This is a genomic window from Ralstonia nicotianae (assembly GCF_018243235.1).
In the GTDB taxonomy this organism is placed as follows: domain Bacteria; phylum Pseudomonadota; class Gammaproteobacteria; order Burkholderiales; family Burkholderiaceae; genus Ralstonia; species Ralstonia nicotianae.
The window spans coordinates 2,373,584-2,396,852 of record NZ_CP046674.1 but is presented as its reverse complement, the minus strand read 5'-3'; the positions used below and the strand labels follow the sequence as shown (position 1 = coordinate 2,396,852).

General features: G+C 69.2%; 24 protein-coding genes, 1 tRNA gene and 1 pseudogene. 14 read left to right on the top strand and 12 right to left on the bottom strand.

All coding sequences use genetic code 11. The features are described from left to right. Positions 1-28 precede the first annotated feature (28 nt). Both hslO and GO999_RS10815 read right to left on the bottom strand, forming a co-directional pair. On the bottom strand, positions 29-1,045 hold the full coding sequence (hslO, locus tag GO999_RS10820) for an Hsp33 family molecular chaperone HslO (RefSeq protein WP_016725810.1): 1,017 nt from the start codon (positions 1,043-1,045) through the stop codon (positions 29-31). Continuing rightward, positions 1,042-1,569, bottom strand: coding sequence for a gamma carbonic anhydrase family protein (locus tag GO999_RS10815; RefSeq protein ID WP_011001083.1), 528 nt, complete (start codon positions 1,567-1,569; stop codon positions 1,042-1,044). Before GO999_RS10815 ends, hslO begins: the two co-directional genes overlap by 4 nt. A 115-nt stretch (positions 1,570-1,684) precedes the next feature. Here GO999_RS10815 and GO999_RS10810 point away from each other — a divergent pair, with 115 nt between their 5' ends. Beyond that, on the top strand, positions 1,685-2,515 hold the full coding sequence (locus tag GO999_RS10810; protein ID WP_020831668.1) for a ferritin-like domain-containing protein: 831 nt from the start codon (positions 1,685-1,687) through the stop codon (positions 2,513-2,515). A 79-nt stretch (positions 2,516-2,594) separates the two neighbouring features. Continuing rightward, positions 2,595-3,518 carry an alpha/beta fold hydrolase gene (locus tag GO999_RS10805; RefSeq protein ID WP_211906217.1) on the top strand — a complete coding sequence of 308 codons (924 nt, stop codon included), beginning with the start codon at positions 2,595-2,597 and terminating at the stop codon, positions 3,516-3,518. Positions 3,519-3,528: 10 nt separating this feature from the next. Here GO999_RS10805 and GO999_RS10800 read toward each other — a convergent pair whose 3' ends face one another. The 4 genes from GO999_RS10800 to GO999_RS10785 are packed head-to-tail and all read right to left on the bottom strand — an operon-like array spanning position 3,529 to position 6,666. Beyond that, the gene (locus tag GO999_RS10800) at positions 3,529-3,918 is read right to left on the bottom strand and encodes a thiol-disulfide oxidoreductase DCC family protein (RefSeq protein ID WP_011001086.1); all 390 of its coding nucleotides are present in this window, start codon (positions 3,916-3,918) and stop codon (positions 3,529-3,531) included. Then, a complete protein-coding gene (locus GO999_RS10795) occupies positions 3,915-4,457 on the bottom strand; it encodes a DUF4166 domain-containing protein (protein WP_211906216.1) in 543 nt (180 codons plus the stop codon). Before GO999_RS10795 ends, GO999_RS10800 begins: the two co-directional genes overlap by 4 nt. Further along, positions 4,454-5,581: a saccharopine dehydrogenase family protein gene (locus GO999_RS10790; RefSeq protein ID WP_211906215.1), complete on the bottom strand. Its 1,128-nt coding sequence runs from the start codon at positions 5,579-5,581 to the stop codon at positions 4,454-4,456. Before GO999_RS10790 ends, GO999_RS10795 begins: the two co-directional genes overlap by 4 nt. Before the next feature lie 5 nt (positions 5,582-5,586). Next, entirely contained in the window at positions 5,587-6,666 is a 1,080-nt protein-coding gene (locus GO999_RS10785; RefSeq protein ID WP_071012733.1) for an NAD(P)/FAD-dependent oxidoreductase, read from the bottom strand. Positions 6,667-6,826: 160 nt separating this feature from the next. Here GO999_RS10785 and GO999_RS10780 point away from each other — a divergent pair, with 160 nt between their 5' ends. The 8 genes from GO999_RS10780 (at position 6,827) to GO999_RS10745 (ending at position 13,936) form a co-directional block, all read left to right on the top strand. Next, the gene (locus GO999_RS10780; RefSeq protein WP_011001090.1) at positions 6,827-7,687 is read left to right on the top strand and encodes a 3',5'-nucleoside bisphosphate phosphatase; all 861 of its coding nucleotides are present in this window, start codon (positions 6,827-6,829) and stop codon (positions 7,685-7,687) included. Between the two features lie 22 nt (positions 7,688-7,709). Next, positions 7,710-8,333 carry an L-threonylcarbamoyladenylate synthase gene (locus tag GO999_RS10775; protein ID WP_011001091.1) on the top strand — a complete coding sequence of 208 codons (624 nt, stop codon included), beginning with the start codon at positions 7,710-7,712 and terminating at the stop codon, positions 8,331-8,333. 57 nt (positions 8,334-8,390) lie between these two features. Next, a complete protein-coding gene (locus GO999_RS10770; protein WP_019717989.1) occupies positions 8,391-9,068 on the top strand; it encodes a site-2 protease family protein in 678 nt (225 codons plus the stop codon). Between the two features lie 13 nt (positions 9,069-9,081). After that, positions 9,082-10,284 (top strand): tryptophan--tRNA ligase, encoded by a 1,203-nt coding sequence (locus GO999_RS10765; RefSeq protein WP_020831674.1) that lies wholly within the window; start codon positions 9,082-9,084, stop codon positions 10,282-10,284. Between the two features lie 19 nt (positions 10,285-10,303). Further along, complete coding sequence (locus tag GO999_RS10760) at positions 10,304-10,876, top strand: class I SAM-dependent methyltransferase (protein ID WP_011001094.1); 573 nt, start codon at positions 10,304-10,306, stop codon at positions 10,874-10,876. Between the two features lie 118 nt (positions 10,877-10,994). Continuing rightward, positions 10,995-11,879 (top strand): 4-hydroxy-tetrahydrodipicolinate synthase, encoded by an 885-nt coding sequence (gene dapA / locus GO999_RS10755; RefSeq protein WP_028852909.1) that lies wholly within the window; start codon positions 10,995-10,997, stop codon positions 11,877-11,879. Positions 11,880-11,919: 40 nt separating this feature from the next. Then, positions 11,920-13,116, top strand: a complete 1,197-nt coding sequence (bamC, locus tag GO999_RS10750; protein ID WP_058907008.1) for an NlpB/DapX family lipoprotein — start codon at positions 11,920-11,922, stop codon at positions 13,114-13,116. 34 nt (positions 13,117-13,150) lie between these two features. Further along, positions 13,151-13,936: an MBL fold metallo-hydrolase gene (locus GO999_RS10745; protein ID WP_019717992.1), complete on the top strand. Its 786-nt coding sequence runs from the start codon at positions 13,151-13,153 to the stop codon at positions 13,934-13,936. Between the two features lie 137 nt (positions 13,937-14,073). Here GO999_RS10745 and GO999_RS24705 read toward each other — a convergent pair whose 3' ends face one another. Both GO999_RS24705 and GO999_RS10735 read right to left on the bottom strand, forming a co-directional pair. Next, on the bottom strand, positions 14,074-14,352 hold the full coding sequence (locus tag GO999_RS24705; RefSeq protein ID WP_020831678.1) for a hypothetical protein: 279 nt from the start codon (positions 14,350-14,352) through the stop codon (positions 14,074-14,076). A gap of 226 nt (positions 14,353-14,578) precedes the next feature. Continuing rightward, positions 14,579-15,808: a ribosomal protein uL16 3-hydroxylase gene (locus GO999_RS10735; RefSeq protein ID WP_211906214.1), complete on the bottom strand. Its 1,230-nt coding sequence runs from the start codon at positions 15,806-15,808 to the stop codon at positions 14,579-14,581. An 11-nt stretch (positions 15,809-15,819) separates the two neighbouring features. Here GO999_RS10735 and GO999_RS10730 point away from each other — a divergent pair, with 11 nt between their 5' ends. Next, positions 15,820-16,344 (top strand): FKBP-type peptidyl-prolyl cis-trans isomerase, encoded by a 525-nt coding sequence (locus tag GO999_RS10730; RefSeq protein WP_011001099.1) that lies wholly within the window; start codon positions 15,820-15,822, stop codon positions 16,342-16,344. Between the two features lie 54 nt (positions 16,345-16,398). Here the strand turns inward: GO999_RS10730 and GO999_RS10725 are convergent, their stop codons facing one another. After that, positions 16,399-17,463, bottom strand: coding sequence for a hypothetical protein (locus GO999_RS10725; protein WP_021154891.1), 1,065 nt, complete (start codon positions 17,461-17,463; stop codon positions 16,399-16,401). Further along, positions 17,463-19,103: a DNA mismatch repair protein MutS gene (gene mutS, locus GO999_RS10720; RefSeq protein ID WP_249215019.1), complete on the bottom strand. Its 1,641-nt coding sequence runs from the start codon at positions 19,101-19,103 to the stop codon at positions 17,463-17,465. The genes GO999_RS10725 and mutS overlap by 1 nt, the downstream gene beginning before the upstream one ends. On the opposite strand from mutS, the gene GO999_RS10715 reads away from it, so the two are divergent. Further along, positions 19,104-19,214, top strand: a tRNA-OTHER gene (locus GO999_RS10715). Between the two features lie 144 nt (positions 19,215-19,358). On the opposite strand, the pseudogene GO999_RS25090 reads toward GO999_RS10715, so the two are convergent. Continuing rightward, a pseudogene (locus GO999_RS25090) lies at positions 19,359-20,030 on the bottom strand (MutS N-terminal domain-containing protein); the annotation flags it as partial. 167 nt (positions 20,031-20,197) lie between these two features. Further along, the gene (locus GO999_RS10705) at positions 20,198-21,091 is read right to left on the bottom strand and encodes a LysR substrate-binding domain-containing protein (RefSeq protein WP_211906213.1); all 894 of its coding nucleotides are present in this window, start codon (positions 21,089-21,091) and stop codon (positions 20,198-20,200) included. Between the two features lie 112 nt (positions 21,092-21,203). Here GO999_RS10705 and GO999_RS10700 point away from each other — a divergent pair, with 112 nt between their 5' ends. Beyond that, on the top strand, positions 21,204-22,406 hold the full coding sequence (locus tag GO999_RS10700) for an MFS transporter (RefSeq protein WP_011001103.1): 1,203 nt from the start codon (positions 21,204-21,206) through the stop codon (positions 22,404-22,406). A 32-nt stretch (positions 22,407-22,438) separates the two neighbouring features. Further along, positions 22,439-23,254 (top strand): 2,5-didehydrogluconate reductase DkgB, encoded by an 816-nt coding sequence (gene dkgB / locus GO999_RS10695; protein WP_020831681.1) that lies wholly within the window; start codon positions 22,439-22,441, stop codon positions 23,252-23,254. Positions 23,255-23,269 lie beyond the last annotated feature (15 nt).

Genomic DNA, 23,269 nt, shown 5'->3' with positions numbered 1-23,269 from the left:
AGTATGTCGCCGGCGCGTGCCCCGGTGGTCAGTGACGCTGGTCGGAGGCGCTCTGCACGCCCTGCACCACGGTGTCCTGCGCGAACAGCTGCGCACAATCGACGGCGTCGAACGCGTAGTGCTGGCCGCAGAACTCGCAATCGATTTCCACCTTGCCGCCGCGCTCCTGCAGGATGTCGTCGATCTCTTCCTGGCCCAGCGTGCGCAGCATCGCGCCGACCCGCAGCCGCGTGCACGAGCAGCGGAAACGCGGCAGGACCGGCTCGAACATGCGGATGCCGGCGTGCTCCATCTCTTCCCAGTAGAGCCGCTTGATGAGCGTGTCGACGGGCTGCTCCAGCAGTTCGTCCCGGCGCAGCGTCGCGCCGAGCTGGCAGACTCGCTCCCAGGTGTCGAGGTCCTGGCCGTGCACGTCTTCGCGCAGCGGCTGGCCGGTCTCGCCTACTTCCGCGGGCCCATGGCCGGGGTGGCCTTCCATCGCGCCGCCGTAAGACGGCAGTCGCTGCAGTAGCATGCCCGAGGCGATCTTGTCGTCGGCGGCCAGCCACAGCCGCGTGTCGAGCTGCTCGGAGGTCTGCATGTAGTGCTCCAGCACGGCGGTCATGCTGGTGAGCGGGCCATGCTCGTCGGACAGCGGGACGATGCCCTGGTAGGGCTGCTGGCCGGGCAGTTTGTCCTGCGGATCCAGCGTGATGGCGAAGCGGCCGTGGCCGTGCTGGTTGACCAGCGACGCCAGCGTGGCGTCGTCCGCGATCTGGGCGCCTTCGACCAGCTTGGCGGTGGCGCGCATCGACAGGTCGGAATTGCACTCCACCACCAGCATGCGCAGCGGCCCGTCACCGTGCAGCTGCATGATCAGCGCGCCGTTGAACTTCAGGTTGGCCGACAGCAGCGCGGCGGCGGCCATCATCTCGCCCAGCAGCGTGCGCACCGGGGCGGGGTAGTGGCGGCGGCGCAGGACTTCCTGCCAGGTTCCCTCCAGCCGCACCAGTTCACCGCGCACCGGGGCGGCGTCGAATACGAATTTCTTCAGCTCGTCAGTCATCCATCGATCCGTTTCAATTGCTGCTTGTACATCGCCTGGCGTACCGCGTACGTCTCGGTGTTGAGGCGCATCTTGGCGATGTCGTCGTCCGTCAGTTCCCGCACGGCCTTGGCCGGCGCGCCCAGGATCAGCGACCGGTCGGGGAAGACCTTGCCTTCCGTCACGATCGCGCCGGCGCCCACCAGGCAGTCGCGGCCGATCACCGCGCGGTTGAGCACCACTGCCTGGATGCCGATCAGCGAGCCCTCGCCGATGGTGCAGCCGTGCAGCATGGCCTGGTGGCCGATCGTCACGCGGTCGCCGATGTCGAGCGGGCAGCCCGGGTCGGTATGCAGCACGGCGCCTTCCTGCACGTTGCTGGCTTCGCCCACGACGATCGGCTCGTTGTCCCCGCGGATGACCGCGCCCGGCCACACGCTCGAGCGTGCCTTGAGCACCACGCGGCCGATCACGGTGGCCTCCGGCGCCACATAGGCATCGTCGTCAATGGTCGGGACGGCGTCGCCGAGTTGGTAGAGGGCCATGCGTTCGGTCTCCAGAATCCGCGTAGATGGGGGAAAAATGCGCGCCTTCAAGCGCGGCCGGGCGGCCGGCTCGACACGTCGAATTAAAATGCCGGAAAGCCCGGATTGTACGCCCATGACCTCATTCCAGCCGCCTGCCATGTCACTGCGCCACGAGGCGCTGGCCGCCCTGTGCCTGACCGATCCCGCCGACAAGGCCGACGCCACGCTGCGCCTGGGCGAGCGTGCCCGGGCGGCGGACGATTCCGCGTGGCTTGCCGACGCGCCGATCGTTGCGCCGGCCGCCGGCATCCCGGGTCGCCCGGCGGCGCCGGTGCTGGTGCCGCCCAGCGAGGTGCCGCGTCGCCGCGCGATCGATACGCCGCACGGGCGGGCCGTGCTGCTGCATGCGCTGGCGCACATCGAGTTCAACGCCATCAACCTTGCGCTCGACGCCGTGTGGCGCTTTGCCGGCATGCCGGTCGCGTTCTATCGGGATTGGATGCGCGTGGCGGCGGAGGAGGCGACGCACTTTTCGCTGCTGTCGGCCCATCTGGCCACGCTCGATTGCCGCTATGGCGATCATCCTGCCCACGACGGTCTGTGGCAGATGACCGAGAAGACCGCCGCCGACCCGCTCGCCCGCATGGCGCTGGTGCCGCGCACGCTGGAGGCCCGCGGGCTGGACGCCTCGCCGCCGATCCGCGCGAAGCTGGCCGCCGCCGGCGACATGGCCGCTGCCGGCATCCTCGACATCATCCTGCGCGACGAAATCGGCCACGTGGCGGTCGGCAACCGCTGGTACCGCTGGTTGTGCGAGCGCGCCGGACTGGACCCGCTGCCGACCTATCGCCGGCTCGCCGAGCAGTACGGCGCCCCGCGCCTGCGCGGCCCGTTCAACCTCGATGCCCGCCGCCAGGCCGGCTTCGACGACGACGAGATCGCCGCGCTCGAGGCCAGCTTCTAAGCCGCGCGCGCCGGGCGGGGCACCGGTATAATCGCCAGAAAAACGAACGACCGTTCGATTCCTTCCCGGCGAGGCAACCATGGACTCCACCACCCCCACGCTACCGGCCGCGCGTCTGGCTTCCCGCTCGACCTATCTGCCCGTGCGCGGCTTGCGCTACCACATCCGCGAATGGGGCGAGCCGGGCGCGCCGATCCTGTTCCTGTTCCACGGGTGGATGGATGTATCGGCCTCGTTCCAGTTCCTGGTGGAGGCGTTGCGCGAGCGCTGGCATGTCGTCGCGCCGGACTGGCGCGGCTACGGCCTGACCGCGTGGGCGACCGACGCGCCCGGTGTCGATTCGTACTGGTTCGCCGATTACCTGGCCGACCTGGAGGCCATCGTCGATCACTACCAGCCGGATGGCCAAGTCACTCTGGTCGGCCACAGCCTGGGCGCCAACGTGGTGTGCCTCTACGCTGGCGTGCGGCCCGAGCGCGTGCGCCGCGTGGTCGACCTGGAAGGCTTCGGCATGCCCGCGTCCAGGCCGTCGCAGGCCGCGCGCCGCTATGCACGCTGGCTCGACGAACTGAAGGACGAGCCGCGCCTGATCACCTATGCCACCCTCGACGACGTGGCCGCCCGGCTGCAGAAGACCAATCCGCGCCTGCCGGCCGACAAGGCGGCCTTCCTGGCGCGGCACTGGTCGCGCCAGAACGCGGACGGCCGCTGGGAAATCCTCGGCGACCCCGCCCACAAGATCGTCAACCCGCAGCTGTACCGGCTCGATGAGGTGATGGAGATCTGGCGCCGCGTGGCCGCGCCCGTGCTGCACGTCGAGGCGGTCGATTCTCCGACGCTGATCGCGCTGGCGGGCGACGTGCCGCTGCCCGAGTTCAGGTCGCGCTTCGCGGCGTTCCCGGATTTGCGCGAAGCGAGGATCACCGATGCGGGCCACATGCTGCATCATGACCAGCCGGAGCAGGTGGCGGCACTGGTGGAGGCCTTCTGCAAGGCGGCGTGAGCGTGGCCGTTCAGTCGAGAAACCGCTGTGCCGCACCGGGCGGCGGCAGGATGCAGGTGTCCGAGCAGCCGAACCAGCGATAGCGGTTGCGCGCCACGCAACGGTAGAGCGCATCGCGTATCGGCAAGGGCACAGCCCAACCGAGCCACGCAAGCCGCCACGGCCAGCCCAGCGCATGCAGGATGCGCAGCGCGGCGGCGCTTTCGCGCCATGCGCGGCCGTCACGCACGAACAGCACGGTGTCGACATCTTCCGGGTCCACGTCCGCCGCACGCAGCAGGGCGCGGCCGGTCTCGCCCTGCATCGATGCGAAGCGCAGCACGCCGCGCCGGTCGTGCTTCAGCAGGAACCGCGCGAAGCCGCTGCAGAGCAGGCACTGCGCATCGAAGACAACGATCATGCGGATGCCGTCGTGGCCAGGTCGAGATGCCCCCGATACGCGGCCACGACACCGAGCAGCGGCACGCTGGCGCGCACGTTGAAGTGCAGCCGGTCGCCGTCGCCGGTTTCTTCGGCCACCACTTCCGGCCGCAGCCAGGCGGGGCAGGGGATGCCGAGAAAGCGCAAGCCCCGCAGGCGCATGTGAAGGGCGCGGTCGACTGCCTCCAGCGTAAAGCGCAGCCGCACCGCGCCCAGCCGTTCGACGAGGTGCCCGTCGCCGAGCGACAGGGTGGAGTGCATGACTTGGCGCGGGAACTGGCGCGTCCAGGTTTCCTGTGCCGAGGCGGCTTCGAGCGTGAAGCGGATCGGCCCGCGCGTCATCGTGCGCGGGGTGCGGATGCACCAGGCCAGCCAGCGCGCGGCGCGCGAGGCGGGCGGCTGGGTTTCGACCTCGCCGTGCAGCACGACCCGGCCGCTGAGCCGGTGGAATGCCTGTACGGCCGGGGCAAGCTGCGCGTAGCGCGCGCCGAGCAGGGTTTCGTAGAGCGAGGCGGTCATGCAGGCGTGTCCTGCATGGTGATGGCGAGGCCCTCGGTTTCGCGCGCGAAATCCGCCAGGGTCAGCAGGCCGATGCACGGCCGTGCGCCGCGCTGCGGCAGCGTGCCTTCGAGAAAGCGGCGCACCAGCGCGGCAGCAGCCAGCGTCGGCACGTACGGGCCGTCGCCGCGCGCGGCCACCAGGTGCCATACGCGGGCCCGCGCCTGGTGGCCGCCATCGCGCCCCTCGACGCGGACGTGCATGGCGCCGGCGTCCGATCCGTAGGGCAGGAGCCACTCCGATACCGCTTTGAGCCAGCGCGCGTGGCGCGACCAGTCCCGCACGAGGCCGGCCTGCGCCAGCGCCGCCATCAGATTCATCCCCCGATGCAGCAGGCGTAGCTCGAGCCCCGCGCCGAAGCGCACGCGCGGGGAGCCGGGGTAGCGCGCCGGAAACAGCGTCAGGTCCGGCACATCGCAAGGCGACATCAGCCGCTCGCCGACGGGCGTGGGGTAGCGGTGCCGCCAGGTGCCGCGCCAGCCGAACACCGGTTCTCGCGGGGAGGGCAGCGGCTTGCCGCAATAGCTCAGGATCGCCTGCACGGTCGACAAGCCGCGCTCCGTCCGGTTGCCCGGGCTGATGCCGATGTCGATTGCATCCACCGCGGCGAGGCCCTGTGCCAGGTGATCCGCCGCCGCGCCGGACAGCGCCGGCACCGAGCTGGCGCCGCTGACGACCAGCACGCCTGCTTGCTTGGCCGCCGCGTCCAGCGTTGAGATGTCCTGGACGAAAGCGCGTCCGTCCGCGAGGTCGATGTAGTGCACGCCCGCAGCGATGCAGGCTTGCGCGACGCGATAGTCCTGCCCCTGGAAGGGGCCGCTGGCGTGGATCAGCATGTCGGGCGCCAGCGCGCGCAGCTGCCGGGGCAGCGTATCGGTGCTGATGTCCAGCGCCGCGGCGTGCAGCCGGGCGCGGGCGGTCGGCCGCAGCGTTTCGACCAGCGCCGTCGCCCGGTCCAGGGAGCGGCCCGCCACCGTGATCGTGAGCGCCCCGTGTGCAGCCAGGCGCCTGACCAGCCGCTCGCCGAAAAAACCATAGCCGCCGATCACCACGACGTGCTTGCCGGGTTCGCTGTACGCGGGCATGGCCCTTACTCCGCCGCCGCGTGCAGCCTGGACTGCAGGTTCGTGTCGTTGCTGGTGTGCGTGTGCACCAGTGTCTTGTCGGGATTGGCATAGCGATAGGCGCGCCGCAGCGCCATTGCCACCTCGTGGAAGCCCGACAGGATCAGCTTCTGCTTGTTCGGATACAGCGCGATGTCGCCGGCGGCGAACACGCCCGCGCGCGAGGTTTCGTAGGCCGTGGTCTCGACCACGATGCGCCCGGCGCGCATCTCGACGTCCCAACTGGCGATCGGGCCGGGCTCGGAGACCAGGCCATAGAGCGCGATCAGCTCATCGCACGGGAGCCGGGTCTCGCCTTCGCGCTGGCGTAGGGCGATGCCGGTGAGGGTGCCGTCGGGCGCGCTGTCCAGCCGGCCGATCATGCCGACCTGGAAGTCCATCTCGCCGGCGGCCACGGCGGCGCGCATCCCGGCGACCGACGCGTCGGCCGCGCGGAAGCCCTCGCGCCGGTGCACCAGCGTCACGCGCGCGGCGGTCTTGCGCAATGCCAGCGCCCAGTCCAGCGCCGAATCGCCGCCGCCGGCCACCACCACGTGCTTGTCTGCGAAGCGCGCGGTATCGCGCACCGCGTAGTGCAGGTGGCGGCCTTCCAGCGCCGCGGCCTCGGGCAGCGCGACGCGCTGGGGCGCGAAGGCACCGTTGCCGGCGGTGATCAGCACGGCGGCGCAGTCGAACACGTCGCCAACGCTGGTGGTGACGCGGAAGCGCCGGCCGTGCTCGCCTTCGATCGTCTCGACGGTCTCGGCGCGGCGGCCGCACAGGATCGGGTAGCCGAACGGCGCGCACTGCGCCAGCAGCCGGTCCACCAATTCCTGTGCCGTGCAGGACACCAGCGCCGGGATGTCGTAGATCGGCTTTTCCGGGTAGAGCTCGGTGCATTGGCCGCCGGGGCGATCCAGCACATCCACCAGCACGCACGACAGCCCGAGCACGCCGGCCTCGAACGCCGCGAACAGGCCGACCGGCCCGGCGCCCACGATCAGCACGTCGATGCGCTGTTCGACGGGCGGGAGGGGGGCGGCGGAAAAGGCGGTCTCGGCGGTCATGGCAAGGCGAAGGGAACGAAACGAAACAATGGGGGCACTATAGCGCGCCGCGCCGCCCATGCCGCCAACGCCAGCGTGGCCAGTCGGGTCTTCCCGCGGGCATCGGCGGTGCGCGAACGGCAGTTACCCCGCGGCCGCGTCGCGGCAGTAAAATGGCGGAATGCTCAAACGCTCCGCTTCCGCTCCCATTAACGCCGACCTGCACTGCCACTCCACGGTGTCGGACGGCCTGCTCGCACCCCGTGAAGTCGCCGCCCGCGCCGCCGCCCATGGCGTGACGCTGTGGGCGCTGACCGACCACGACGAGGTCGGCGGCCAGGCCGCCGCGCGCGAGGCGGCCGAATCGCTCGGCATGGACTACCTGGCGGGCGTGGAAATCTCCGTCACGTGGGCCGGCCGCACGCTGCATATCGTCGGCCTCGGCATCGATCCGGACGATGCGGCCCTGGTGCAGGGCCTGGCGCGCACCCGCTCGGGCCGCTGCGCGCGCGCCGAAGACATGGCCGAGGCCCTGGGCAAGCTGGGCATCCACGGTGCCTACGAGGGCGCGCTGTCATACGCCGGCAACCCGGACATGATCTCGCGCACGCATTTCGCGCGCTTCCTGGTCGAGCACGGCCATTGCCGCGACATCGCCGAGGTGTTCGACCGCTACCTGGGCGAGGGCAAGCCCGGCTTCGTGCCGCACCGGTGGTCCCGCCTGGCCGACGCCATCGGCTGGATCCGGGGCGCCGGCGGCGTCGCGGTGATGGCGCATCCGGGCCGCTACACGCTGACGCTGCTCGAGCACGGTGCGCTGTTCGACGAGTTCAAGGATCTCGGCGGCGAGGGCGTCGAGGTCGTCACCGGCAGCCACACGCCCGACCAGTACGCCTGCTATGCCGATGTGGCGCGCCGCTACGGCCTGCTGGCCTCGCGCGGATCGGACTTCCACGGCCCCGGCGAGGGCCGGGTCGAGCTGGGCGAGCTGCCGCCGCTGCCGGACAACCTGACGCCGGTGTGGAGCCGGTGGCTGTCCTGAGCCCGCAGCCCGCCGGCCGCGCATGTCCCAGTTCTTCCAGATCCATCCGACCACGCCGCAGGGGCGGCTGATCCGCCAGGCGGTGGAAATCATCCGCGCCGGCGGCCTGATCGCGCTGCCGACCGACTCCTGCTACGCGCTGGCCTGCCACCTGGATGACAAGGCCGCCGTGGAGCGCTTGCGCCGCGTGCGCGGCATCGACGAAAAGCACCACCTGACGCTGATGTGCCGGGACCTGTCGGAGCTGGCCACCTTCGCCCGCGTCGACAACCGGCAGTATCGCGCGGTCAAGGCGGCCACGCCCGGCCCGTTCGTCTTCCTGCTGGAGGCGACCCGGGAGGTGCCGCGCCGGCTGTCGCATCCGTCGCGCAAGACCATCGGCCTGCGCGTGCCCGACCACCCGATCCCGCTGGCGCTGATGGCCGAGCTGGGCGAGCCGCTGCTGTCCGCCACGCTGCAGCTGCCGGGCGACGAAGCGCCGCTCAACGAAGCGGATGCCATCCGCGCCCTGCTGGAGCGGCAACTGGAGCTGGTGATCGACGGCGGCCCGGCCCCGGCCGAGCCCACCACCGTGATCGACCTGACCGGCGGCGAGCCGGAACTGGTGCGCAGGGGGCGCGGCGACCCGGCCAGGGTCGGCCTGTAGGCAAGGCGCGCGGGCGGCCGCTGTGCGGTTGCGCGCGCTTGCTACAATAGCCCGCTTATGAATCCCACCGTCATCCAAACTCTCACGGTCTACGCGATCCCCGTGCTGTTCGCGATCACCGTGCCGGCCGCCGCCCGTGGCTATCTCGCCAGGCACTATGGAGACAACACGGCATTCCTGGCGGGCCGGCTGAGTTTCAACCCGCTGCGCCATGTCGATCCGATCGGTACGATCGCGATGCCGCTGCTGCTGTACTTCGTGACGGGGGGCGCGCTCGTATTCGGCTATTCCAAGCCGGTGCCGGTGGATTTCAGCGCGCTGCGCGATCCGCGCTGGCAGGGGCTGCGCGTGGCGCTGGCCGCGCCGGAGACCAATTTCGCGATGGCGCTGGCCTGGGGGATGCTCGGGCTCACCCTGGCCGCTGCCGGCATCGACGAGCGCTTCCTGACGGGCATGGCGGCCGCCGGCGTCGGCGCCAATCTCGCCATGGCCGCGCTCAATCTCGTCCCGGTGCCGCCGCTGGATGGCGGCCGGGTGCTGGCGGCGCTGCTGCCGCAGCGCCTGGCGCCGGTCTTCGCCCGCGTCGAGCAATATGGTTTCTACATCGTCATGGCGCTGATCCTGACGGGCGTGCTGACCCAGGTCTGGATGCGCCCGGTCGCGGGGTTGCTGGCCAAGGCGCTGATGATGGTCCTCAGTCCGCTTCAGGCGGCGCTTTCCTGGTTCGTCTCCTAAATCCTTTCCCCACATGTTTCCTGAACGCGTTCTTTCCGGCATGCGGCCGACCGGTGCCTTGCACCTGGGTCACTACCACGGCGTCCTGAAAAACTGGGTCCGGCTGCAGGCCGAATACCCATGCTTTTTCTTCGTCGCCGACTGGCATGCGCTGACCACGCACTACGAATCGCCCGAGGTGATCGAGGAATCGGTGTGGGAGATGCTGATCGACTGGCTGGCCGCCGGCGTCGATCCGACCCAGGCCACGCTGTTCATCCAGAGCCGTGTGCCCGAGCATGCCGAGCTGTTCCTGCTGCTGTCGATGGGCACGCCGCTGGGCTGGCTTGAGCGCGTGCCGACCTACAAGGACCAGATCGAGAAGCTCAAGGAAAAGGACTTGTCCACCTACGGCTTCCTCGGCTATCCGCTGCTGCAGGCCGCCGACATCCTGATCTACCGCGCCGGCTTCGTGCCGGTGGGCGAAGACCAGGTGCCGCACGTCGAGATGACGCGCGAGGTGGCGCGCCGCTTCAACTACCTGTACGGCCGCGAGCCGGGCTTCGAGCAGAAGGCGCTGGATGCGGCCAAGAAGCTCGGCGGCAAGCGCGCCAAGCTCTATCTGGAGCTGCGCACGGCCCACCAGGAGCGCGGCGAGGACGATGCCCTGGAGCAGGCCCGCGCATTGCTGGCCGAATCGCAGAGCCTGTCGATGGGCGACCGCGAGCGCCTGTTCGGCTACCTGGAAGGCGCGCGCAAGATCATCCTGCCGGAGCCGCAGGTGCTGCTGACCGAGGCGTCGCGCATGCCGGGCCTGGACGGGCAGAAGATGTCCAAGTCCTACGGCAACACCATCCGCATGCGCGAGGACAAGGCCAGCGTCGAGAAAAAGGTACGCACCATGCCGACCGATCCGGCCCGCGTGCGTCGCACCGATCCGGGCGATCCGGGAAAGTGCCCGGTCTGGCAGCTGCACCAGGTGTACTCCGATGCGGATACCAGGGAATGGGTGCAGAAGGGATGCCGCAGCGCCGGCATCGGCTGCCTGGAATGCAAGCAGCCCGTCATCGACGGCATCTTGCGCGAGCAGCAGCCGATGCTGGAGCGCGCGCAGAAGTACATGGACGACCCGTCGCTGCTGCGCGCCATCATCGCCGACGGCTGCGATACCGCACGCAAGGTCACGCAGGAGACCATGCGCGAGGTGCGGGAGGCGATGGGGCTGACGTACAGCTGAGCCACCGGGCGATTGACGCATGTGTCCAGCCGTCGTTCCCGATGATCCGCACGCGCTCACGGCGCCATCGCCGTGGGTGGTGCGCTGGGCCGCACCGCTGCCGGCCGGCGCGCGCGTGCTCGACGTGGCCTGCGGCAGCGGCCGGCATGTACGCTGGCTGGCGGCGCGCGGCCTGCGCGTGACCGGCATCGATCGGGATGCCGACGCGCTGTCGGGCCTGTCGGAGGCTGCCGACACCCTTATCGCCGACATCGAGGACGGCCTGTGGCCGTTGCCGGCCGAGGCCGTCTTCGATGCCGTGGTCGTCACCAACTATCTGTACCGCCCGCTCTGGCCGCGCCTGCTGGCCTGCGTCGCGCCGGGCGGCCGGCTGATCTACGAAACCTTCGCGGTCGGAAACGAAACGGTCGGAAAACCGTCCAACCCGGCATTCCTGCTGGCGCCGGGCGAACTGCTCGAAGCCGTGCGCGGCCAGCTGCGCGTGATCGGCTACGAAGACGGCTTTATCGCGGCGCCGCGGGAGGCTTACGTGCAGCGCCTCTGCGCGGTTCGCGAATCGGCAGGGGCGCAGGCCCGGCGCTACGCACTTTGAAGTCGTCTGCGGTGTGATGTCCCCGCCTTGTCCAGGGCTTCGCGTGTGGCGAATTCATTTTTACGATCCGGTACAATCCCACTGATTTACGTTTACGCTTTTGTCTGCTTTCGAAACCATGACCCAGATTTCCGGCAGTCTCGTCGCCATCGTCACGCCCATGCACGAGGACGGCAGCCTAGATTTCCCGTCGTTGCGCAGCCTGATCGACTGGCATATCGCCGAAGGCACGGACGGCATCGTCATCGTCGGGACCAGCGGTGAATCGCCGACGGTGTCGGTGGACGAGCACCGGGAGCTGATCCGCGTGGCGGTAGAGCAGGTCAACAAGCGCATTCCGGTCATTGCCGGCACCGGCGGCAATTCCACCACCGAAGCCGTGGAGCTGACGGCCTACGCCAAGTCGGTGGGCGCCGATGCCTCGCTGCAGGTCGTGCCGTACTACAACAAGCCGACGCAGGAGGGCATGTACCTGCACTTCCGCAAGGTGGCGGAGTCGGTGGACCTGCCGGTGATCCTGTACAACGTGCCTGGCCGCACCGTCGCCGATATGTCGGTCGACACGATGCTGCGCCTCGCGCAGGTGCCCGGCGTGATGGGCGTCAAGGAGGCGACCGGCAATATCGACCGTGCCGCCCAGTTGATCAAGGCCGCGCCGGCGTCCTTCAAGATTTACAGCGGGGACGACCCGACCGCCGTCGCGCTGATGCTGCTGGGCGGTCACGGCAACATCTCCGTGACGGCCAACGTGGCGCCGCGCGCCATGCATGACTTGTGCGCCGCCGCCATGCGCGGCGATGTGGAGACGGCCCGCCGCATTCACATGCAGCTGCTGTCGGTGCACAAGAACCTGTTCGTGGAATCGAACCCGATTCCCGTCAAGTGGGCCCTGCAAGCCATGGGCAAGATGGCCGGCGGCATCCGCCTGCCGTTGACGCCGCTGGCGGCCCAGTATCAAGAGGTGGTGCGCGCATCCTTGCAGGATGCCGGACTGCTCTCCTGATTCATAAAGCCCTCGTTCTCATCTGAAGGATCGCAAGTCAATGAAACTGCTCCAAACCCGTCGCGGGGCTGTGGCGACGTCCGCTCAACTGCTGCTGGCCGCGTTGTCGGTTGCCCTGATTTCCGGTTGCGATACCGTCAATGAGGTGATGCAGCCGGACCGCATCGATTACAAGTCGCAGGCGAAGAAGGGCCCGACGCTGGAAGTCCCGCCCGACCTGACCTCCGTCCAGGCCGACCGTCGCTACGCTGCGCCGGATTCCGGCACCACCACGCTGTCGGCCTACACTTCGGCCGCGCCCAAGGTGACCACGCCGGGCGCCGGTGCCGACAACGTGCTGCCGGCCGTGTCCGACATGCGCATCGAGCGCGACGGCAACCAGCGCTGGCTGGTCGTGAAGACCACGCCGGATACCCTCTGGCCGCAACTGCGCACGTTCTGGCAGGAACTCGGCTTCCTGCTGGTGATCGATTCGCCCGAGACCGGCATCATGGAAACCGACTGGGCCGAGAACCGCGCGAAGATTCCGCAGGACATCATCCGCCGCACCGTCGGCAAGGTGTTCGACGGCCTGTATTCGACCTCGGAGCGCGACAAGTTCCGCACCCGCATCGAGAAGGGCCCCAACGGCACGGTCGAGGTCTACATCTCGCATCGTGGCGCACAGGAGCAACTGGTCGGCTCGTCCAAGGACCAGACCGTGTGGACGCCGCGTCCGGCCGATCCCGAGCTCGAGGCTGAATTCCTGTCGCGCCTGATGCAGCGCCTGGGTGCGAGCAAGGAGGGCGCCCAGCAGAAGCTGGCGCAGGCCAAGGCCACGCATCCGGTGGAAGACGGCGCCAAGGCCGAGCCGGCCCCGCGTACCGGCCCGTCGCTGCTGACGCAGGCGAATGGCCAACCGGTGCTGCAGGTGCCGGAGCCCTTCGATCGCGCCTGGCGGACGGTGGGCCTGGCCCTCGACCGCGTGAACTTCACCGTGGATGATCGCGACCGCTCGCAGGGCGTGTACTTCGTCCGCTACGCCGACACCCGTGCCGAGGCGAACGCGCCGGGCTTCTTCTCGCGCCTGTTCTCGGGCACGAAGATCGAAGACCTCAAGCGCGCCAAGCGCTATCGCGTGGTGGTCAAGGACGGCGGCGCTTCGTCGACCGTGCTGGTGCAGAACGACGACGGCTCGGCGCAGACCGGCGACATCGGCAAGCGCATCCTGTCGCTGCTCGACGAGCAGCTGCGGTAAGCGGCATCATGCAGTCAGGCTGCCCGGGCGGGCGATGGCAGTGAGATTCGCCAGTCTCGGCAGCGGCAGCGACGGTAATGCGCTGCTCGTCGAATCCACCGATGGAACGACGAGCACGCGCATCCTGCTCGATTGCGGATTCGGCATCCGCGAGACCGTGCGCCGGCTTGAACGCCTGGGCTGCACGCCGGCGTCCCTCGACGCCATTCTCGTCACGCACGAGCATGGCGACCATATCGGCAGCGCCTATGCGTTCGCCGCCAAATACAGTGTTCCGGTCTGGACCAGCCACGGCACGTATCGCGCCACGGCATCGCTGCGCGGCGCCGACCGGGCCGCCGTCCGTTTCTGCCGTGCCGACGATGCCTTCAGCATCGGCGATCTGCGGATCCTGCCCTACACCGTGCCACACGATGCGCGCGAGCCCTTGCAGTTCATCTTCGACGACGGCGCGCGGCGCCTCGGTGTGCTGACGGATGCCGGCATGTCGACGGAGTACCTGTGCGGGCACCTGACCGGTCTGCATGCCTTCGTGCTCGAATGCAATCACGACCGTGAGATGCTGGCCAACTCGGCGTATCCGTGGTCATTGAAGCAGCGGATCGGGGGAGACTTCGGGCACCTGGCCAATGACATCGCGGCGGCGATCCTGGCGCGCGTCCGGCACGACGGTCTTCATACCGTCGTGGCCGCGCATCTTTCCAAGCAGAACAACACGCCCGAGCTGGCGGCGGCGGCGATCGCGTCGGCGCTGGGCGTGCCCGCGGGCGACGTGCCGATCGCGGATCAGGAAGCGGGCCTCGGCTGGCAAGCCGTCTGAGCGAGGGCCGGCGGCCTTGTAAGATTCAGAAACAACTTTGTGTGGCGATCGGGCGACCTGTCGGCAGGTGCGTGCCGTTCAGCCATGAAAAAAGCCGACCCGAAGGTCGGCTTTTTCGTCTCGCGAGAAGCGCGCGATTATTGCTTGGCAGCCGGAGCCGAAGCGGCGGCGTCCGAAGCGGCCGGGGCAGCAGCGGCCGGAGCCGAAGCGGCGGCGTCCGAAGCGGCCGGGGCGGCAGCGGCCGGAGCCGAAGCGGCAGCAGCTTCCGAAGCGGCCGGAGCGGCAGCAGCCGGAGCGGCGGCGGCGGGAGCCGAAGCTTCCGGAGCGGCGGCCGGAGCAGCAGCTTCTTCCTTCTTACCGCAGGCAGCCAGAGCCACGGCGGCCATCAGCGAAGCGATCAGGAGAGACTTTTTCATTTTTTCGATCCTTGACTATGGAAAGCGAAACAACAGAAAGGGCGATGAATAATTACCGGTAATTATCGCTCTACGACACGGCACTTCTTATGTGCCCGCAGCCAAGCCGCGCAGGCGGCTGCTCGTGCTGCAAGCCAGCGTCGGATTATAGCGGCCTTTAACTACCCTGTGTAGCAGAGGCCTGCCCGTTGCCGCCCCGATTCCCGCGCTTTTGTAACGATGTGTTTCAATGCGCGCCGGGCCCGGCGAGTTGCAGCCAGCCTTCCTCGTACCAAGCGTGCAGGGTATCCATCAGGTCGGGCAGATCGGCTGCGGTATCCACTGCTTCCGCGCTTGCCCCGCGCTGGTCCGACAACGCGGACAGCCACGCAAGCAGCGTATCCGAAGGCTCGAATGTGTCGCCGTTGATCCAGAAGCGCTGCGCGTCGTAGAGCGCCTGCGTGCGCGCGTCGAGCACGATCCCTTCCTTGCGTGCGCGGGCCGTGAAGCGGGCCAGCGACAGGCGCGGCTGCGTGACGAATTCCACGTGGTCCTTGGGCTCGGTCAGGTAGGCGCCGAAGAATTCGCCGACCAGCTCGGGTGTCCAGCGCAGTGCGTTGAGCTTCTGCGCCAGCGCACGCACCATGGCGGTGGGCAGTTCGCCGGGGCGCTCGACGGGCTTCTGCTCCGGGTCGGTGTAGCGGCCTTCGAAGTCCGGGTTGTCTTCGAGCGTCTGCGACAGGAAGCCGAGGAAGTGGCCGGCCAGTTCGCGGTAGGACGGCGAGCGGAAACCGACCGAGTACGTCATGCAATCGCCTTCGGCCACGCCGTCGTGCGCGTAGTGCGGCGGCAGGTAGAGCATGTCGCCGGGTTCCAGGATGAACTCTTCCTCGGGCGTGAAGTTGGCCAGGATCTTCAGCGGCAGGTCGGGCACCAGCGTGAGGTCATTCTGCGACGAGATCCGCCAGCGTCGCCGGCCGTGCGCCTGGAGCAGGAACACGTCGTACGAATCGAAATGCGGGCCGACGCCGCCGCCGTCGGTGGCGAAGCTGATCATCACGTCGTCCAGGCGCGCGTCGGGGATGAAGCGGAAACGCTGCATCAGTGCATCGACCGCGGGCTCGACCAAGTTCACGCCCTGCACCAGCAGCGTCCAGTTGCGGGCCTTGCGCGATGGCAGCGGCCGCTCGTTGAACGGGCCGTGGTTGAAGGTCCAGCGCCCGCGTGTCTGGGCGATCAGGCGGGACTCGACATCCTCGCGCCTGGCCAGCTTGATCAGCGCGTCGGGCGACAATGGGAAGTGCAGCGCACGCATGTCTTCGGGCGACAGCGCCTGGCGGATCAGCAGGGGCTTCTTCTGCCAGTGCGTGCGCATGAAATCGCGCGGCGACAGCCCGCCCAGCAACTGCGCCGGACGCCCCGCCGCCAGGCCGGGTTGGACACCGCGGGCGGCGGCGTATAATGGGAGTTCGTTCATGGAGTGCGCAATTGAAAATCGCGAAGAATACCGTGGTGTCGGTGGCTTACAAACTGTCCGACGCGCAGGGCAACGTCATCGAGGAATCCGATGAGCCGATGGTGTATTTGCACGGCGGCTATGATGGCACGTTCCCCAAGATCGAGGAAGCGCTGGACGGCCATGAGCAAGGCTTCGAGACGAAGCTGCAGCTGGAGCCGGACGACGCCTTCGGCGAATACGACCAGGAGCTGATCAAGATCGAGCCGCGTGACCGTTTCCCCGAGCCGCTGGAAGTCGGCATGCAGTTCGAGGGCGTGCCGGAGGATGGCGATGACGAAGACGCCATCATCTACACCGTCACCGATGTGGCCGAAGACAAGGTCGTGCTGGACGGTAACCACCCGCTGGCCGGCATGGCGCTGCGCTTCGATCTGCGCGTGACCGACGTGCGCGAGGCCACCGCCGAGGAGATCGAGCACGGGCACGTGCACGGCGAGAACGGTCTCGAGGTGGCCGATGAAGACGATGAGGAGCCGCCGCGCACGCTGCACTGACAGATCGGTGTGCTGAGAGGTAACGCAATGGAACGGGAGCTTCGGCTCCCGTTTTCATTGCTGCGGCGTGGATGGCGCGATGTCGCTGGCCAGGCGGCGGGCGCGGATGTGGAACAGCGGCGCGGTGCCCGGCGTGACGGAGACTTCCAGCCATTGGTCCAGCGTCGGCGAGCCGAACGTGCGGGCGCGCATCACATGCGGATCGGGGCGGCCGCTTTCATCCTTGAGCGGGCGGTCGAGCAGGAAGCTCTGGCTGGCGCCGTGGATCAGCAGCACGGCGCCGTCGTACTCGCGGGCGAGGGCGCGCAGTTGGCGCTTGAGCGCGAGATAGCCGTCGTGCGGGCGGCGGCGCAGCAGGCCGTCGAGCAGGTTGGGCGCGCGGCGGCGCTCCCAGCCATCTTCGAACAGGGGGTCGGCCTGCATCATGATCACCATGCCCGGCAGCTTGCGCTGGCGTGCGATGGCGAATGCGCGCGCGAGCCACTGCCGGTTGGCTTCGAGGCGGTCTTCGTATTCACCGTTGCGGCCGCCGGCGGTCTTGTAGTTGTTGTTGTCGCCCGGCACGTTGAGCGTGACGAACAGGACGCCGCCGGTTTCCCAGCGCGCGTTCTCGCGGTAGCTGCGGAACTTGGCCTGGTCGGACTGGCGCATCACCGTCATGGTCCGCTGGCCGAGCGCGTTGTCGTCGGGGTAGAACAGATCGCGTAGCCGCAACAGGCGCTCGATCGGGTCGAAGCGGCCGGCGGTGGGGCGCCCGCAATCGCTCCAGTCGTGGTCGCCGGGGATGTAGATGAGCGGCGTGATGGTGCTGTCGAGCAGGTCGTGGCGCTCTTCGAGCAGGTTGTCGGTGCAGGATTCGTCCCGGCCCTTGAGGTTGCCGAGGTGGACGACGAAGGCGGGGTGCTCGGTGTCGATGGCGTCGAGCAGCGCGCGGGCGGGGGCGACGTCTTCGGGCCGCTGCGGCACGTTGCCGACCACGGCGAAGGTGAAGCCGGCTGGCGCGGCGGGCGCTGCCGTGGCGTGCCCCTTGGGCGCGGCGGGCGCCGCCGTCGCGGCCAGCATGGCCAGCACGGCGGCGATGCCGCGCCACGCACGGAAAGCCGCGCCGGGCCGGGCCATCACGCGGATGCGTCCGACAACGCCTTGAGCCGGTACAGCGCGTCGAGCGCGTCGCGCGGCGTCATGCTGTCCGGGTCGATGCCGTCGAGCGCCTCGGCGAGGGCGCTTGGCGCGGCGGCTTCGGCCGCATCGTCATCGGACGGGTCGCTGGGCAGGGCGAACAGGTCGAGCTGCGGCGTGGCGCCGGTGTCGGCCGAATGCTGCTCCAGCCAGGCCAGCCGCTTGCGCGCGGCGCGGATGACCGGCTGCGGCACGCCGGCAAGCTGCGCCACCTGCAGGCCGTAGCTCTGGCTGGCCGGGCCTTCCTGCACGGCATGCAGGAAGACGATGCCGTCGCCGTGCTCGACCGCCGACAGGTGCACGTTGGCTGCTTGCGCGAACTCCTGCGGCAGCTGTGTCAGCTCGAAGTAGTGCGTGGCGAACAGCGTGTGGCTGCGGTTGTGCGACAGCAGGTGGCGCGCGATCGCCCAGGCCAGGGCCAGCCCGTCGAAGGTGCTGGTGCCGCGGCCGATCTCGTCCATCAGCACCAGGCTGTTGGGCGTGGCGCGGTGCAGGATGGCGGCGGCCTCGGTCATCTCGACCATGAAGGTCGAGCGCCCGCCGGCGAGGTCGTCCGCGGCGCCGATGCGCGTGAAGATGCGGTCGATCGGGCCGATGGTGGCGGCGTCGGCCGGCACGAAGGCGCCCACGTAGGCGAGCAGCACGACCAGCGCGGTCTGGCGCATGAAGGTCGATTTACCGCCCATGTTCGGGCCGGTGATCAGCAGCAGCTTGCGCGTCTCCTGGAGCACGCAGTCGTTGGCGACGAACTGCTCGACCTGCTGCTCGACCACGGGATGGCGCGCGCGGATCAGCTCGATGCCCGGCGCGTCCGTGAGCGCCGGGCGCGACCACGAGAGCGCGTGGGCACGCTCGGCCAGCGTCGCCAGCACGTCCGCCTGCGCCAGCGCGGCGGCGATGCGCTTGAGCACGGGCAGGTGCGGCAGCAGCTTCTGCAGCAGGTCTTCGTACAGGTACTTCTCGCGCGACAGGGCGCGGTCCTGGGCGGAGAGCGCCTTGTCCTCGAACGCCTTCAGTTCGGGCGTGATGTAGCGCTCGGCGTTCTTCAGCGTCTGGCGGCGGCGGTAGTCGTCGGGCACCTTGGCGGCCTGGCCGTTGGTGACTTCGATATAGAAGCCGTGCACGCGGTTGTATTCGACGCGCAGGTTGGCGATGCCGGTGCGCTCGCGCTCGCGCGCTTCCAGGTCGACCAGGAACTGGCCGCAGTTCTCGGAGATGTCGCGCAGCTCGTCGAGGTCCGCATCGTAGCCGCGCGCGATGACGCCGCCGTCGCGGACCATCGCCGCCGGCTCGGCCATCACCGCGCGCTGCAGCAGCGCGTGGGCGTCTTCGGGGATGGCGAGGGCGGCATGCAGATCGCCCAGCAGCTGGGCGTCGTCGCTTTGCGGCAGCTGGTCGCGCACTTCCGGCAGGCGCGCCAGGGTATCGCGCAGCGAGGACAGATCGCGCGGACGAGCCGACAGCAGCGCCAGCCGGCCGGTGATGCGCTCCACGTCCGACAGCGTGCGCAGCGTGCCGCGCAGGCTCTGCCAGTCGCCGGCCAGCAGCACCTCGATGGCCTGCTGGCGCGCCTGCGGCACCGCGCGGTCGCGCAGCGGATGGTGCAGCCAGTGGCGCAGCAGGCGGCTGCCCATGCTGGTGGCGCAGGTGTCGAGCAGCGAGAACAGCGTCGGCGATTCCTGTCCGCGCAGGGTTTCGGTCAGCTCCAGGTTGCGGCGGGTGGCGGTGTCCAGGCCGATGAATTCGCTCTCGTGCTCGACCGTCAGGCCGATCACGTGGCGCAGCGACTGGCCCTGCGTGGCGGCGGCGTAGTTCAGCAGGGCGCCGGCGGCGGCCAGCGCGGCCGTCAGCGTCTCGCAGCCGAAGGCCACCAGGCTCGCCACGCCCAGTTGCTCGCGCAGGCGGCGTGCGCCGGCTTCCACGTCGAAGTGCCAGTCCGGCAGGCGGGTGCGGGCGACGTCGAAGGCGACGGCGTTGAGCGTGGCGTCATCGGCCAGCACCTCGGCGGGGCGGATGCGCTCGAGTTCGCGGTCGAGCTGTTCGGCGCTGCATTCCATCAGCCGCAGTTCGCCGCCGACGAGGTTGAGCCAGGCCAGGCCGACCAGCGGCGCGGCGCCGCGCTTGCCCGGGATCTGCGCGATGGCGAGCAGGTGGTTGTTGACCTTGTCGGACAGCAGCGCCGCGTCGGTCAGCGTGCCGGGCGTGACCACGCGCACGACCTTGCGCTCGACCGGCCCCTTGGTGGTGGCCGGGTCGCCGATCTGCTCGCAGATGGCGACCGATTCGCCCAGCTTGACCAGCTTGGCCAGGTATTGCTCGACTGCGTGGAACGGCACGCCGGCCATGCGGATCGGCTGGCCGTTGGTGGTGCCGCGCGAGGTCAGCGTGATGTCGAGCAGACGTGCGGCCTTTTCGGCGTCTTCGAAGAACAGTTCGTAGAAGTCGCCCATCCGATAGAAGACAAGCGTATGCGGATGCGCCGATTTCAGCTTGAGGTACTGCTGCATCATCGGCGTGTGCTTGTCGAAGGGGCCGTATTTCGGGTCGATCTCCAGAGCCGGAGCGGAGTGTTCAGCCATGCGATGTCAAATGCGTAGCGCGCGACCGATCGGCCGCGCGCGGAAGGTGGGTGTGCAATCGCGCAATTGTTGCACAGCCGCGCAGGGGTTTCACCTCATTCGCCCTGTGCCAGGCGGGCTTCGAGCACGTCGAGAAAGCACGTGATGCACGAGGCCAGCTGCGTGTTGCGGTAGTAGACCGCATGGATCGGCTGCTGGATCTCGACGGTGGCCTCGGGCAGCACCTGGACGAGATCGCCCGCGCGGCGATCCCGGGCCGTCATGAAATCGGCCAGGCAGACGATGCCGGCGCCCTGCAGCGCGAGTTGTCGCAGGGTCTCGCCGCTGGAGGCCTTGAGCGTCGGCGTGATGCGCAGGCGGTCGCCGTGCGGGCCGCGCAGCGGCCAGTGGTTCAGCGATTCGGGCTGCACGAAGCCGAGCAGCGCGTGATGCCGGAGCGCATCGACCGTGCGCGGACGGCCGTGCGCCTTCAGGTAGGCGGGACTGGCCAGCACGCGCAGCCGCCGCGTGCCGAGCCGCCGCGCCCGCAGGGTCGAGTCGCGCAGCGCGCCGATGCGGATGGCGACGTCGGTGTCTTCTTCCAGCAGGTCGATGATGCGGTCGCTGGTGTTCAGTTCCAGCTCGATCTGCGGATACTGCGCGCGGAAGTCGGCCACCAGCGGCGCGATCACATGCAGCATGAACGGCATGGCGGCGTTGACGCGCAGGCGCCCGCCCGGCTGCTGGCGGCGCAGGGCGATCAGCTCCTCGGCTTCGTCGACGGCGGCGAGGATGCCGCGCGCGTGCGCCAGGAAGGCCGTGCCCTCGTCGGTCAGCGCCAGCCGGCGCGTGGTGCGGGACAGCAGCGTGGTCTCCAGCTTCTCTTCCAGCCGGCGCAGCGCGCGGCTCACACCCGAGACGGTCTGGCCGAGCTGTTCGGCGGCGGCGGTGACCGAGCCGGTGTCGACCACCGTGCGGAAGGCGAGCAGTTCTTCGAGCGTCGTTTTCATGGAGGCGTCGGCCAGATTATCAATTTTCAGTCAAAAGTATTCTGCCCAATGCGGGGTTTTTTGCAAAGGCGAGCGCCCTGACACTCCGTCCGTCTGCATCACGGAGGGCACCATGCCGATTGCTTTGCTTGCGCTCACGCTGAGCGCGTTCGCCATCGGGACGACCGAGTTCGTCATCGTTGGCCTGATCCCGACGGTGGCGGCCGATCTCGGCATCACGCTGCCGTCGGCCGGATGGCTGGTCAGCCTGTATGCGCTGGGCGTGGCGGTCGGCGCCCCGGTGCTCACGGCGCTGACGGGGCGGCTGCCGCGCAAGGCGCTGCTGCTGGCGCTGATGGCGCTGTTCACGCTCGGCAACCTGCTGGCGTGGCGCGCGCCGGGCTATGCGCCGCTGGTGCTGGCGCGCGTGATGACGGGGCTGGCGCACGGCGTGTTCTTTTCGATCGGCTCGACGCTCGCCACCAGCCTGGTGCCCAGGGAGAAGGCCGCGAGCGCCATCGCCATCATGTTCACGGGCCTGACGGTGGCGCTGGTGACGGGCGTGCCGCTGGGCACGTTCATCGGCCAGCACTTCGGCTGGCGCGAGACGTTCCTGGCGGTGGCCGGGCTGGGTGTGATCGCTTTCGTCGGCAGCCTGGTGTTCGTGCCGCGCGACATCGCGCATGCGCCGCCGGCGTCGCTGGCCAGGCAACTGCAGGTGCTGGCGCAGCCGCGCCTGCTGATGGTCTACGCGAAGACGGCCATCGGCTACGGCGGCTCGTTCATCCCTTTTACCTTCCTGGCGCCGATCCTGCAGGACGTGGCCGGCTTCAGCGCCGGGGCGGTGGGCTGGGTGATGCTGGTGTACGGCGTGTCGGTGGCGGCGGGGAACCTTTGGGGCGGCCGGCTGGCCGATCGCAAGGGGCCGATCGCGGCGCTGCAGGTCATCTTCGCGCTGCTCGCGGCGGTGCTGTTCGCCTTCACGTTCACCGCGCGGTATCCGTGGACGGCGGTGGCGACGGTGCTGCTGTGGGGCGCGGTGGCGTTCGGCAATGTGCCGGGGCTGCAGGCCTACGTGGTCAAGCAGGCGGAGCGCTTCGCGCCGCAGGCCGTGGACGTGGCGTCGGGCCTGAACATTGCCGCGTTCAACCTGGGCATTGCCGGGGCGGCATGGGCCGGCGGCTGGATCGTGACGCACCTGGGCCTGATGCATACGCCCTGGATCGGCGCGCTGGTGGTGCTGGTCTCGCTGGGCCTGACCGCCTGGAGCGGAGCGCTGGACCGCCGCGGCGGCATCGGCCCGCGCCTGGATGGCCCGGCCCCGGTGGGGCATTGAGACGGATTCAACATCGAACACAAGGGAACGCCATGAACGACACTTTCACGATGCCCGCTTTCGGCCTCGGTACCTTCCGCCTGACGGGCGAGGCCGCGATCGACTCGGTCAGGACCGCGCTGGAACTGGGCTACCGCGCGATCGACACGGCACAGATCTATGCGAACGAGGCCGAGGTCGGCCAGGTGATCGCCGCGTCGGGCGTGCCGCGCCGCGACCTGTTTCTCACCACCAAGATCTGGGTCGACAACCTGGCCGCCGATCGGCTGATCCCGAGCCTCAAGGCCAGCCTGGCCAGGCTGCGCACCGAGCAGGTGGATCTGACGCTGATCCACTGGCCGTCGCCCGGGGGCGCGGTGCCGATGGCCGAATACCTGGGCGCGCTGGACGAGGCCAGGCGCGAAGGGCTGACGCGGGCGCTGGGCGTCTCGAACTTCACCGTGGCCTTGCTGCGCGAGGCCATCGAGACGGTGGGCGCGGCGCAGATCGCCACCAACCAGATCGAGCTGCACCCGTACCTGCAGAACCGCAAGGTGGCGGCGTTTGCACAAAGCCAGGGCATCCATGTCACCTCGTACATGACGCTCGGCGTGGGCAGGGTGCTGGCCGATCCGGTCTTGGCAGACATCGCCCGGGCGCATGGCGCGACGCCGGCCCAGGTGGCGCTGGCGTGGGCGATGCAGCTGGGCTGTTCCGTGATCCCGTCCTCTACGCGCCGGGCCAACCTGCAGAGCAACCTGGCTGCCCGCGACCTGCGCCTGACCGGCGACGACATGGCCCGCATCGGCGCGCTGGACCGGGGCGAGCGCATTGCCGATCCGGCCGGCATCGCGCCCGACTGGGATTGACCATACCCCCGACGT

What these genes read in the sequence shown, in the direction of transcription:
- GO999_RS10790 (WP_211906215.1), bottom strand. Translation starts at nt 5,581, where the DNA reads ATGCCCGCGTACAGCGAACCCGGCAAGCACGTCGTGGTGATCGGCGGC.
- GO999_RS10805 (WP_211906217.1), top strand. Translation starts at nt 2,595, where the DNA reads ATGGACTCCACCACCCCCACGCTACCGGCCGCGCGTCTGGCTTCCCGC.
- GO999_RS10745 (WP_019717992.1), top strand. Translation starts at nt 13,151, where the DNA reads ATGGCAGTGAGATTCGCCAGTCTCGGCAGCGGCAGCGACGGTAATGCG.
- GO999_RS10770 (WP_019717989.1), top strand. Translation starts at nt 8,391, where the DNA reads ATGAATCCCACCGTCATCCAAACTCTCACGGTCTACGCGATCCCCGTG.
- GO999_RS10705 (WP_211906213.1), bottom strand. Translation starts at nt 21,091, where the DNA reads ATGAAAACGACGCTCGAAGAACTGCTCGCCTTCCGCACGGTGGTCGAC.
- GO999_RS10785 (WP_071012733.1), bottom strand. Translation starts at nt 6,666, where the DNA reads ATGACCGCCGAGACCGCCTTTTCCGCCGCCCCCCTCCCGCCCGTCGAA.
- GO999_RS10765 (WP_020831674.1), top strand. Translation starts at nt 9,082, where the DNA reads ATGTTTCCTGAACGCGTTCTTTCCGGCATGCGGCCGACCGGTGCCTTG.
- GO999_RS24705 (WP_020831678.1), bottom strand. Translation starts at nt 14,352, where the DNA reads ATGAAAAAGTCTCTCCTGATCGCTTCGCTGATGGCCGCCGTGGCTCTG.
- GO999_RS10725 (WP_021154891.1), bottom strand. Translation starts at nt 17,463, where the DNA reads ATGGCCCGGCCCGGCGCGGCTTTCCGTGCGTGGCGCGGCATCGCCGCC.
- GO999_RS10700 (WP_011001103.1), top strand. Translation starts at nt 21,204, where the DNA reads ATGCCGATTGCTTTGCTTGCGCTCACGCTGAGCGCGTTCGCCATCGGG.
- dapA (WP_028852909.1), top strand. Translation starts at nt 10,995, where the DNA reads ATGACCCAGATTTCCGGCAGTCTCGTCGCCATCGTCACGCCCATGCAC.
- GO999_RS10780 (WP_011001090.1), top strand. Translation starts at nt 6,827, where the DNA reads ATGCTCAAACGCTCCGCTTCCGCTCCCATTAACGCCGACCTGCACTGC.
- GO999_RS10795 (WP_211906216.1), bottom strand. Translation starts at nt 4,457, where the DNA reads ATGACCGCCTCGCTCTACGAAACCCTGCTCGGCGCGCGCTACGCGCAG.
- GO999_RS10775 (WP_011001091.1), top strand. Translation starts at nt 7,710, where the DNA reads ATGTCCCAGTTCTTCCAGATCCATCCGACCACGCCGCAGGGGCGGCTG.
- bamC (WP_058907008.1), top strand. Translation starts at nt 11,920, where the DNA reads ATGAAACTGCTCCAAACCCGTCGCGGGGCTGTGGCGACGTCCGCTCAA.
- GO999_RS10810 (WP_020831668.1), top strand. Translation starts at nt 1,685, where the DNA reads ATGACCTCATTCCAGCCGCCTGCCATGTCACTGCGCCACGAGGCGCTG.
- GO999_RS10800 (WP_011001086.1), bottom strand. Translation starts at nt 3,918, where the DNA reads ATGATCGTTGTCTTCGATGCGCAGTGCCTGCTCTGCAGCGGCTTCGCG.
- hslO (WP_016725810.1), bottom strand. Translation starts at nt 1,045, where the DNA reads ATGACTGACGAGCTGAAGAAATTCGTATTCGACGCCGCCCCGGTGCGC.
- dkgB (WP_020831681.1), top strand. Translation starts at nt 22,439, where the DNA reads ATGAACGACACTTTCACGATGCCCGCTTTCGGCCTCGGTACCTTCCGC.
- GO999_RS10735 (WP_211906214.1), bottom strand. Translation starts at nt 15,808, where the DNA reads ATGAACGAACTCCCATTATACGCCGCCGCCCGCGGTGTCCAACCCGGC.
- GO999_RS10815 (WP_011001083.1), bottom strand. Translation starts at nt 1,569, where the DNA reads ATGGCCCTCTACCAACTCGGCGACGCCGTCCCGACCATTGACGACGAT.
- GO999_RS10760 (WP_011001094.1), top strand. Translation starts at nt 10,304, where the DNA reads ATGTGTCCAGCCGTCGTTCCCGATGATCCGCACGCGCTCACGGCGCCA.